The organism is Leisingera sp. ANG49 (genome assembly GCF_059694505.1).
In genome coordinates this window covers 1-522 of record NZ_JCATZN010000059.1, presented here as the reverse complement: position 1 = coordinate 522, position 522 = coordinate 1, and the positions used below count along the sequence as shown (strand labels likewise).

The following is a 522-nucleotide window of genomic DNA, read 5'->3' as shown; positions in this document are numbered from 1 at the left end:
CAGGAAATGCTTATCGGAGATGCTCCTGATTTCGATTAGCCCTTGCTCGCAATTGAAGGCTTCGAGGCAGAATTCAATAGCTGAGCGTAACGGTTAACGCTGCTTGCATTTCTGCTAAGTTAAGAACGCACACACTTGCTACTAACGACGATATCTGCTTTGACCAGGTACAATCAAAAACACAGGTGAAACATGGCAATAGATCTGAACGGACTGAATGCGGCCGAACTCAAAGCCCTAGCCAAAGAAATCGAAGCCCGCAAAGTTGAAGTGGAAAAGGAAGCGAAGCAAAACGCCTATTCTGAAATGCTGGCCGTCGCCGACAAACACGGTGTGCCCTTCGAAGAGGTGATTGCGCTTCATGGCGGCAAGGGCCGAAAGTCCGGCACAAAGGCACCGGCTAAATACGCCAATCCAGAAGACGCATCCCAGACATGGAGCGGTCGTGGGCGCAAACCGGCTTGGGTTCACGAAGCATTGGAAGCTGGTAAGTCCATAGAGGATCTTGAGATCTGAAGATCT

At 50.2% G+C, this 522-nt stretch carries 1 protein-coding gene; it reads left to right on the top strand.

Going from position 1 to position 522, the window contains the following annotated elements:
* Positions 1-192: 192 nt before the first annotated feature.
* Positions 193-516 (top strand): H-NS histone family protein, encoded by a 324-nt coding sequence (locus tag AC58NV_RS23725; RefSeq protein ID WP_497229329.1) that lies wholly within the window; start codon positions 193-195, stop codon positions 514-516.
* Positions 517-522 lie beyond the last annotated feature (6 nt).

Coding starts and splice junctions, on each gene's coding strand:
- AC58NV_RS23725 (WP_497229329.1), top strand. CDS start 193: ATGGCAATAGATCTGAACGGACTGAATGCGGCCGAACTCAAAGCCCTA.